Origin of the sequence: Pseudomonas sp. NPDC088444, assembly GCF_044900175.1 — a bacterium.
Classification (GTDB): domain Bacteria; phylum Pseudomonadota; class Gammaproteobacteria; order Pseudomonadales; family Pseudomonadaceae; genus Aquipseudomonas.
Genome location: NZ_JBJDNK010000024.1, coordinates 26797 through 36456, shown reverse-complemented (window position 1 = coordinate 36456; position 9660 = coordinate 26797). Strand labels below are relative to the sequence as shown.

Sequence of the window (9660 nt, the reverse complement as noted above, 5' to 3'; positions counted from 1 at the left end):
CATCAAGATGACCGCCAGCTCCAACTTCGGCAACGTGTTCTCGGTGCTGGTGGCCAGCGCGTTCATTCCGTTCCTGCCCATGCTGCCGATGCATCTGTTGGTGCAGAACCTGCTGTACGACATTTCGCAGATCGCCATCCCGTTCGATAACGTCGATGAGGAATTGCTGAAAAAACCACAACGCTGGCAGCCTGCGGATGTGGGGCGTTTCATGGTGTTCTTCGGGCCGATCAGTTCGATCTTCGACATCACAACCTTTGCGGTGATGTGGTACGTGTTCGGTGCCAACACGCCTGAACATCAAACCCTGTTTCAATCAGGCTGGTTTGTGGTGGGGTTGCTGACCCAGACGCTGATCGTGCACATGATCCGCACGCCGAAAATCCCGTTCCTGCAAAGCCGTGCGGCCATGCCGCTGATGGTGATGACCGGGGTGATCATGACGATCGGGGTGTTTCTGCCGATGGGGCCGCTGGCGCACTACTTCAAACTGCAAGCGTTGCCACCGCTGTACTTCGCTATCCTGCCGCTGATTCTGCTGGCCTACGTGGGGCTGACTCAGGCGGTGAAAGGATTCTATGTGCGCCGGTTTGGCTGGCAATAAGACAGATGAGGAACCCTGTGGGAGTGAGCTTGCTCACGAAAGCGGAGTACCAGCCACGTAAATGTTGTGGATGGTTGATCGTGCCCACGCTCTGCGTGGGCATGCATCCCGTGACGCTCTGCGTCACATTTGCAGGGACGCAGAGCGTCCGGGGCGGCGTTCCCACGCGGAGCGTGGGAACGATCATTGACAGGTGTTGAGTCGGTTTCTGGATTGGCGTTATCGCGCCAACGCCAGCGCCACGCCCTGACCACCGCCGATGCACAGGGTCGCCAGACCCTTCTTCGCATCGCGTTTGATCATTTCATGCAACAGGGTCACCAGCACGCGGCAGCCCGATGCGCCAATCGGGTGGCCGATGGCGATGGCGCCGCCGTTGACGTTGACCTTGTTCATGTCCCAACCCAGCTCTTTACCCACCGACAGCGACTGCGCGGCGAAGGCCTCGTTGGCTTCGATCAGGTCCAGTTCGTCCAGTGACCAGCCCGCTTTGTCCAGGCAACGGCGGGTAGCACTGACCGGGCCGATGCCCATGATCGCCGGATCAACGCCCGCGTTGGCGTAGGCGGCGATGCGCGCCAGGACCGGGAGGCCCAGCTCTTGGGCTTTCTTCGCGCTCATCAGAATCACGGCGGCCGCGCCATCGTTGAGCGACGATGCGTTACCGGCCGTGACGGTGCCGTCCTTTTTGAAGGCGGGTTTGAGCTTGGCCAGCGTTTCGACCGTGGTGCCCGCCCGTGTCTGTTCATCAGCGGAGAACGAGATCGGCTCGCCTTTGCGCTGAGGGATCAGGATCGGGGTGATTTCTTCCCCGAAACGCCCGACCTCGAACGCTGCAGCAGCTTTCTGATGCGAGTACGCGGCGAACGCGTCCTGTTCTTCACGACTGATCTCGTACTTCTGCGCGAGGTTCTCGGCAGTGATGCCCATGTGATAGTCGTTGAAGGCATCCCACAAACCGTCGCTGATCATGGTATCGACCATCGTCGCGTGGCCCATGCGCAGACCGGTGCGAGCGCCCGGCATCACATAATTCGACAGGCTCATGTTTTCCTGACCGCCTGCAATGATCACGTCGGCGTCGCCACAGCGAATGGCTTGAGTGCCCAGATGCAGCGCCTTGAGGCCCGAGCCGCAGACTTTGTTCAGCGTCATCGCTGGAACGGAAAATGGCAGCCCGGCCTTGATCGACGCCTGACGCGCAGGGTTCTGGCCCGCTCCGGCGGTGAGCACCTGGCCCATGATCACTTCGTCGACCTGAGCCGGGTCCAGGCCGGTTTGCTTCAGTAACTGACGGATCACCGCCGCGCCCAGATCCACTGCAGGAATGTTTGCCAGTGAACCTTGGAAACTGCCGACTGCGGTGCGGGTGGCGGCAACGATAACGACGTCTTGCATGATACGGATCCTCACTGTTGTTGGTTTTCATGCCGGGGCCTGATGAAAAGCTGAAGAGAGCACAGGCCTCGTGCCGGGAATCAAGGGGGCATATGGTGGCATGAATGATGAGGATAATGTAGGAGCGCCGCGTTCAGGCAATCCCCATCCTGCGCCGCGCCCGGTGTACCGACGCATTACGCACGGCCCAGCGCAGAATGGGCGCCGTGCGGTTGATGCCCGTACGAATCATGCCGCGTTTGAACGAGCCCATGTGGATATCGAACATCCCGCTGGCCCACTCCGGCAACAATTCGATTCCGGCCTGCATCATCAAATGCCCCATCGGCCTGGCCATGCGGCTGGGGGCTGGTGCATTGCGCAACACCCTCAACACCTCATGCGTGCGTTCATCACACGACAAGTGTGGGCGCATCCGTTGCAAATAATCGGCGATGCGTGACGCCGAGGTTGGCACGTTCGCTGCGCCAAGGTGTTCAGCGATTTTTGCCGTTTCTGCGTAGTACCGATCCTGATCGGCCGACGAAAGATCCGGGTTCAGATAGCGCAAATGCGCCGCCATGAAACTACTGACTTCCGCCACGTGCACCCACGTCAGCAATTCCGGGTCATCGGCCTTGTAAGGGCTGCCGTCCAGCGCAATGCCACTTATTTGTGAGTGAATGTTGCGTACCTTGTCGATCAGCCAGGTCGCGTCATGGGTCGAGCCAAATGTCGTGCCGGAGATGAACTGCCCGGTCCGACGCAGTCGCCCCATCATGTCTTCACGAAAATTCGAATGGTCCCACACGCCAGCGAGCACCCGAGGGTGAAGCATTTGCAGCATCAGAGCGCAAATGCCGCCGATCAGCATGCTCGGAAAATCGCCATGCACCTGCCAGCACACCGCCTGCGGCCCGAACAGGCCGGGGTCGCCTTTGGGGTTTTCCATGTCCAGTTGCCCGAGGGCCAGACCGGTCATGCTCATGACCTGGGTTTCGATGCGTGTGCGGATGAATTCCATGATGCCTTCCGTTCTGCGTCCGGCCTGCCCAAACAAAACCCGCCGCCTCTTGCGAGGGAGCGGGTTTCGGATACGGCGCGTCGGCCAATCAGCCGCGGTGACGGCCGCGGAAGTAGTTGATCAGGCCTTGAGTCGACGCGTCTTCAGCGGCGGTCTCTTCGGTGCCGACCAGACGGCTGTAAACACCTTTACCCAGCTCTTTACCCAGCTCGACGCCCCATTGGTCGAAGGCGTTCGTGCCCCAGACCACGCTTTGCACGAACACCTTGTGCTCGTACATCGCCACCAGCGCACCCAGACGACGAGGGCTGATGCGCTCGACGACGAGGGTGTTGCTCGGACGGTTGCCCGGAATGATCTTGTGCGGCGCAATACGCTGCACTTCCGATTCCGGCATGCCCTTGGCGCGCAATTCGGCTTCGGCTTCTTCGCGGGTTTTGCCCAGCATCAATGCCTGGCTCTGAGACAGGCAGTTGGCGTACAGCCACTGGTGGTGGTCGGAAACCGGGTTGAAGCTGACGATCGGCACGATGAAGTCAGCCGGAATCAACTGGGTGCCCTGGTGCAGCAACTGGTGATAAGCGTGCTGACCGTTACAGCCCACGCCACCCCAGATTACCGGCCCGGTGTCGGTCTTGACCGGCACGCCGTCCAGACGAACGCTCTTGCCATTGGATTCCATGTCCAACTGTTGCAAGTGCTTCGTGATGTTACGCAGGTAGTGGTCGTACGGCAGGATCGCGTGGCTTTGTGCGCCCCAAAAGTTGCCATACCACACGCCCAGCAGGCCGAGCAGCGCAGGCATGTTCTGCTCGAACGGTGCGTTCAGGAAGTGCTGATCCATGGTATAGGCACCGGACAGCAGCTCCTTGAAGTTGGACATGCCGACCGCCAGCGCGATAGGCAGACCAATCGCCGACCACAGCGAGTAACGACCGCCGACCCAGTCCCACATCGGGAAAATGTTCTCTTCACGAATACCGAACGCCACGGCTGCGGCGTTGTTGCTCGACACCGCGATGAAGTGACGATACAGCTCCGCTTCGGAACCGCCCTGCGCCAAGTACCAGGCCCGGGCGGCGGTGGCGTTCTTCAGGGTTTCAAGGGTGCTGAAGGTCTTGGACGAGACGATGAACAGCGTGGTCTCGGCGCGCAGTTTGCTGGTCAGTTCGTGCAGCTCGGTGCCGTCGATGTTCGCCAGGTAGTGGCAGCGAACGCCTTTTTGCGCATAGGACAGCAGCGCTTCGGAGACCAGCTCAGGGCCAAGGAACGAGCCACCGATGCCGATGTTGACCACGTCGGTGATCGGCTTTTCGGTGTAACCGCGCCACAGGCCGTCGTGAATGCGGCCCACCAGATCGGTAATCTGGTTCAGCACCTTGTGCACTTCCGGCATCACGTTGACGCCGTTGACCATCAGCTTGTCGCCCACCGGACGACGCAGCGCGGTGTGCAGCGCCGGGCGGCCTTCGGAGGAGTTGACCAGTTCGCCGTCGTACTGCGCCTTGATGGCGTCTTTCAGGCCGACTTGATCGGCCAGATCGACCAGCAACTTGCGGGTTTCGGCAGTGATCAGGTTTTTCGAATAATCGAGGAACAGGCCGCTGCTGCTCAGGGTGAATTCGTTGAAGCGCTGCGGGTTTTCGTTGAACGCGTCGCGCATGCTGAAATTCTGCATCGCTTTGCGGTGTTCAGTGAGCGCCTGCCAGGCGGGCAGGGTGGTGACGTCATGAGGAGTGCGGTAGTACGCCATCGCTGCGGGTTTCCTTGTACTTGAACTGCCTATGGACACTGAAAGGCCAGGAGTGGACACGAATTCGTTAATACGTCAGAGACTAATCCCCGGCAACGCCGATGTCTGCGCCTTGCTTTCCCTTTGCTCGGTACTTTTTCTCACAAGGTAATCTCGCCCTTCTCGGGCGAACAGTATCGATAGGGCATTGCGGGTGTGGCTAAGTTCATTCCCCAAGGCCGTATGAAGCCCGTGTTGCTTGAATTTCACAAGCCTGACCTTGGGGTAGTGAGCATAGATGCGAATGCGAAAGTGCTCTCTATAAACGCTGCGTGGGGTGTTATTCCCTGACCAGGTGCAAATTGTCGATCAAACGGGTCTTGCCCAGAAAGGCCGCGCCCAAGACCACAAGGTCCAGATCGTTTGGTGTGGTCGGACGCAGCGTCACGGCGTTGCGGATTTCCAGATAATCCGGGCGTAATCCCGCGTTTTCGAGGGCTTTCTTGCCATCGACCAGAAGCTGCTCGTGGTTCTGCTCGCCATTGTGCAACGCATCACCGATCTGTTTGATGACACGATACAACGCAGGCGCCGTCGCACGTTCGGCTTCGGTCAGATAGCCATTGCGCGAAGACAGCGCCAGACCGTCAGCCGCGCGCACCGTCGGCTCGCCAATGATCTGGATCGGCATGTTCAGGTCCCGCACCAGTGCGCTGACCACGGCCAGTTGCTGGAAGTCTTTCTGGCCGAAAATCGCGATGTCCGGCTGCACCATGTTGAACAGCTTGCTGACCACGGTGGAGACCCCATCGAAATGCCCAGGGCGACTGCCACCACACAGTCCCTCGGAAACCACCGGTACGCGGACGATGGTCTGGTCGGCCATGCCATGAGGGTACATTTCTTCGACTGTGGGAGTGAACAGCAGATGGCAACCGGCCTGCAGCAGTTTTTCCTGATCGGCCGCCAAGGTGCGCGGGTAGGTGGCCAGGTCTTCGTTGGCGCCGAACTGCAACGGGTTGACGAAGATACTCGCCACCACGAAATCAGCGCGTTGTGTGGCCTTGGTCACCAGGGCCGTGTGGCCGCTGTGCAGGTTGCCCATGGTGGGCACGAGCGCGATACGTTTGCCTTCACTGCGGGCGCGAGCGACGGCAGCGCGCAGTTCGCGCACGGTTTTTACAGTGTTCATGCCGAGAATCCGTGTTCTGGAGCGGGGAAGCTGACGTCTTTGACGGCGCTGACATAGGCCGCGATGGCGGACTGGATGTCCGGCTGGCCGGTCATGAAGTTCTTCACGAACTTGGGCACCCGGCCACTGATGGACAGGCCTAGCATGTCGTGTAATACCAGCACCTGGCCATCGGTGGCGCTACCGGCGCCGATGCCGATCACCGGGATTTTCACCGCATGGGTGATTTCCTGCGCCAGTTCGCCAGGCACGCATTCGAGCAGAATCATCGCCGCGCCAGCCTGTTCCAGCGTGATCGCGTCAGCGCGCATCTGCCGCGCCTGCGCTTCTTGACGCCCCTGGACTTTGTAACCGCCCAGCACGTTGACCGCTTGAGGGGTCAAGCCCATGTGCGCGCACACTGGAATCCCGCGATCGGCGAGCAGACGAATAGACTCACCCAGCCACGCTGCACCCTCGATCTTGACCATGTGCGCACCGGCCTGCATCAACATCGCGCTGTTGGCAAAGGTCTGTTCGATGGTGGCGAAGGACATGAACGGCAGGTCCGCGAGGATCAACGCGCCTTGGTTGCCGCGTTTGACGCTGGCCACGTGATAGGCCATCTCGGCAGTGGTGACAGGCAGTGTGCTGTCATGACCCTGAAGGACCATGCCCAGCGAGTCGCCGACCAATAACACTTCGACACCTGCCTGGCTGGCAGTGTGGGCGAAGGTTGCGTCGTAGCAGGTGAGCATGGTGATCTTCTCACCTTTCTGCTTCAGGCCCAGCAGGGACGTAACGGTGATATCTGGCATGAAAAAAGTCCTCATTCAGGCGCTGTGAATACTACGCCGAGCAACGCGTGATTCATTCTGCAAATGCAGGCACATCGTCGTTTCGCGATGTTTGAAAAGACCTGTCAGGCGCCTTAAAGCCGGTCGTCCGGCTTCGGGACGCTTATCTTCGTGAGGAGGGGGCGGGAAGTCAATTCCGGGTGTTACCGGTTTGGTCGGGATGTTACCGGTTAGAAGTAACGGCGAGCGCGATGCAAGCTCACTCCTACAGGGAAAAGGCGCTAGATCCTTTCTAACCCTTCGAACGGGCAATCGGCGAGAAGGTCATCCAGCCTGCGGCCATCGGCAAAGGTGATCCCCGGCGCCAGCTCGGACAGCGGATACAACACGAACGCCCGCGCCTGCATGTGGTAATGCGGAACCTTCAGGCGCGGCACGTCGATCACGCGATCGCCAAACAGCAGAATGTCCAGGTCCAGCGTTCGCGGCCCCCAACGCTCCAACCGCTCGCGGCCCTGGTCATTCTCGATCTCTTGCAACGCATCCAGCAGTGCCAGAGGCTCAAGCGTAGTGTCCAGCGCTGCCACCGCGTTGGTGTAGCGCGGCTGACCCGCAAGCAGCGAATCGCTCACATAAAAAGAAGAAACGCCTGACAGGCTGGTTTGCGGCAACTGCCCCAACGCTTTTAGCGCTTCACGCAGTTGCTCGGCAGGGTCGGCCAGGTTGCTGCCCATGCCGATGTAGACTCGCTCCATCGCTGCCATTATTCCGCTGCGTCCGCGCCTGCATGTTTGCGTTTGCCGCCGCCACTGCGACGACGCTTGCGCGGCCCCTGACCGGTGGTCTCGGGTTTGTTGCTCAGATCGCGAATCATGTCGCGTCTGCCGGATTCATTGGCGTCCTGATAATCAGTCCACCACTCGCCCAGGCCATCGGTCTCTTCACCCGCAGACTCACGCAACAACAGGAAATCGTATCCAGCACGGAAGCGTGGGTTGTCCAGCAGCAGATCGGCACGTTTGCCCGAGCGACGCGGGAGACGTTCCTGCATGTCCCAGATTTCGCGAATCGGCATGGTAAAACGTTTTGGAATCGCGATTCGCTGGCATTGCTCGGCGATCAGTTCGTGAGCCGCTTCCTGCATGGCCGGAATCGGCGGCATGCCGCGCTCTTGCAGGCGCAGTACGCGATAGGGAAGTGCTGGCCACAGCAGAGCTGCGAACAGAAATGCCGGGGTGACGGGTTTGTTCTGCCGTACGCGCAGGTCGGTGTTGATCAATGCGTTGCAGATCAGCGTATGCGTGTAGGTCGGTGTGTGCTCCAGCGCTTTGGCGCTGGCCGGGAACAGCGGGTCGAACAATTCCAGGTCCACCAGCATTTCGAACGTCGGTTCAGCCTGGCCGGACAGGAACAGCTTGAGCACCTCTTCGAACAGACGTGCTGCCGGAATGTCGCGCAGCATTGGCGCCAGTGGGCGAATGGGCGTTGCGGTGTGTTTCTCGATACCAAAGTCGAGCTTGGCAGCGAAGCGCACGGCGCGCAGCATCCGCACTGGGTCTTCTTTGTAGCGCTGCTGAGGATCGCCGATCAGGCGAATCAGGCGATTACGAATATCGTGCACGCCATTGGCGTAATCCAGCACGCGCTCGGTGACCGGGTCGTAATACAGAGCGTTGATGGTGAAGTCGCGGCGTTGGGCGTCTTCTTCCAGCGTGCCGTAAACGTTGTCCCGCAGAATCCGCCCGCTCTCGTTGCGCGAAGACTGATGGCTGTCTTCCTGCTCTTCGTCTTGCGGGTGATTGGCGCGGAACGTCGCCACTTCGATGATTTCGCGACCGAAATGGATGTGAACCAGTTTGAAACGACGACCAATGATCCGTGCGTTCCGGAATTCTGCACGCACCTGCTCAGGTGTGGCGCTGGTGGCGACGTCGAAATCCTTCGGGGTGATGCCCAGCATCAGGTCCCGTACACAGCCGCCTACCAAGTAGGCCTGATAGCCCGCATTTTGCAGACGCTCGACGATATTCACTGCATAGCGGCTGAATTGATTGCGCTGCAACGAATGCTGGTTGCTGCTGAGCACTTCAGGCGTTGTGCGCACGTGTTGCTGCGGCTTGCGCAGGGGAGAACGGATGGACTGGAACAGCTTCTTCAGCATGGGATGCACTGTTTGAAGGGAATTTCGGCCAATGACGAAGAATGACCGCATGATGGGCGGGGATTCTAGCATTTAGTCGAGGGATGGTGTAGGACGCAGCGCGAACGCCGCTTGAAGGCAGGAAATGCAAGGGTTGAAGCGGGTTTTGCTGTGCTCTGATTGGGAAAACTTCTTCCCGGAAGCTACTGGGGGAGCCGAAGCTCCCCCAAAGTGCGTGCTCTTATTTTTATTGTCTGTTGGGCTTTTTGTTTTTGTTGAGCGCCCAATTCACGGCTCTTCGCCAGTGAAACCTCCCAATCGGGAGTCAAGAGCAAACGGATTGCTTTGGTCGCTGTGCTGCAATGATCAATCGATCCAACCAGTTCAGGCGCTACCTTAGGGTAGTTTTTTGTTGTTCTCGGCCTGGTTGCGGGACAAGTCCCAAATGCAACGCCTCTCCAAAAGAATCAGTTAGCTGCGCCTCCGCCGTGTTGTTCTTGTTATGCGTGAGTCGATTCGTCTTGTTTTTATTGTGTTGTTTTGCGGGTGACTGATTTTTGTTGTTCTTGTACGAATATATATAGCAGGAGGCGTGCCAACTTCTGCGAAACAGGCTGCAGCCCTCTAACTACGGGGGTGTGGCAAATCGACGCTATTTTCTTGTAGTCAGAAAAAGCCGGGACTACGTTACCGTACGCCCCGGCTTTTGTTACGTGTCGCTGATGAGGTAACAGTTTTTTCACAAGCCCCGGTATGCCGCGTGCCAGAGCCTTTCACGATACCGAGTATCGGCCGTAACGCTTGTGGGAGCCGGC

At 59.2% G+C, this 9660-nt stretch carries 8 protein-coding genes; 1 reads left to right on the top strand and 7 read right to left on the bottom strand.

Features of this window, described 5'->3' with window-relative positions; all coding sequences use genetic code 11:
* Positions 1-604: cation transporting ATPase C-terminal domain-containing protein (locus ACI2KB_RS28730; RefSeq protein ID WP_404640443.1), on the top strand; the 604-nt coding region annotated here is incomplete at its 5' end.
* Between the two features lie 219 nt (positions 605-823).
* On the opposite strand, the gene ACI2KB_RS28725 is transcribed toward ACI2KB_RS28730, so the two are convergent.
* From ACI2KB_RS28725 to ACI2KB_RS28695, 7 genes are all read right to left on the bottom strand, one after another.
* The gene (locus ACI2KB_RS28725; protein WP_404640441.1) at positions 824-2002 is read right to left on the bottom strand and encodes an acetyl-CoA C-acetyltransferase; all 1179 of its coding nucleotides are present in this window, start codon (positions 2000-2002) and stop codon (positions 824-826) included.
* Positions 2003-2135: 133 nt separating this feature from the next.
* Positions 2136-3005 (bottom strand): oxygenase MpaB family protein, encoded by an 870-nt coding sequence (locus ACI2KB_RS28720; RefSeq protein WP_404640439.1) that lies wholly within the window; start codon positions 3003-3005, stop codon positions 2136-2138.
* Between the two features lie 88 nt (positions 3006-3093).
* Positions 3094-4758 carry a glucose-6-phosphate isomerase gene (gene pgi, locus ACI2KB_RS28715; RefSeq protein ID WP_404640437.1) on the bottom strand — a complete coding sequence of 555 codons (1665 nt, stop codon included), beginning with the start codon at positions 4756-4758 and terminating at the stop codon, positions 3094-3096.
* A 319-nt stretch (positions 4759-5077) separates the two neighbouring features.
* Entirely contained in the window at positions 5078-5929 is an 852-nt protein-coding gene (gene panC, locus ACI2KB_RS28710) for a pantoate--beta-alanine ligase (RefSeq protein WP_404640435.1), read from the bottom strand.
* On the bottom strand, positions 5926-6726 hold the full coding sequence (gene panB / locus ACI2KB_RS28705; RefSeq protein ID WP_404640433.1) for a 3-methyl-2-oxobutanoate hydroxymethyltransferase: 801 nt from the start codon (positions 6724-6726) through the stop codon (positions 5926-5928). Before panB ends, panC begins: the two co-directional genes overlap by 4 nt.
* Positions 6727-6986: 260 nt before the next feature.
* Positions 6987-7460 carry a 2-amino-4-hydroxy-6-hydroxymethyldihydropteridine diphosphokinase gene (folK, locus tag ACI2KB_RS28700; protein WP_404640431.1) on the bottom strand — a complete coding sequence of 158 codons (474 nt, stop codon included), beginning with the start codon at positions 7458-7460 and terminating at the stop codon, positions 6987-6989.
* An 8-nt stretch (positions 7461-7468) separates the two neighbouring features.
* The gene (locus ACI2KB_RS28695; protein WP_404640429.1) at positions 7469-8866 is read right to left on the bottom strand and encodes a polynucleotide adenylyltransferase PcnB; all 1398 of its coding nucleotides are present in this window, start codon (positions 8864-8866) and stop codon (positions 7469-7471) included.
* Between the last annotated feature and the right edge of the window lie 794 nt (positions 8867-9660).

What these genes read in the sequence shown, in the direction of transcription:
- ACI2KB_RS28695 (WP_404640429.1), bottom strand. Translation starts at nt 8,866, where the DNA reads ATGCTGAAGAAGCTGTTCCAGTCCATCCGTTCTCCCCTGCGCAAGCCG.
- pgi (WP_404640437.1), bottom strand. Translation starts at nt 4,758, where the DNA reads ATGGCGTACTACCGCACTCCTCATGACGTCACCACCCTGCCCGCCTGG.
- ACI2KB_RS28725 (WP_404640441.1), bottom strand. Translation starts at nt 2,002, where the DNA reads ATGCAAGACGTCGTTATCGTTGCCGCCACCCGCACCGCAGTCGGCAGT.
- folK (WP_404640431.1), bottom strand. Translation starts at nt 7,460, where the DNA reads ATGGAGCGAGTCTACATCGGCATGGGCAGCAACCTGGCCGACCCTGCC.
- panB (WP_404640433.1), bottom strand. Translation starts at nt 6,726, where the DNA reads ATGCCAGATATCACCGTTACGTCCCTGCTGGGCCTGAAGCAGAAAGGT.
- panC (WP_404640435.1), bottom strand. Translation starts at nt 5,929, where the DNA reads ATGAACACTGTAAAAACCGTGCGCGAACTGCGCGCTGCCGTCGCTCGC.
- ACI2KB_RS28720 (WP_404640439.1), bottom strand. Translation starts at nt 3,005, where the DNA reads ATGGAATTCATCCGCACACGCATCGAAACCCAGGTCATGAGCATGACC.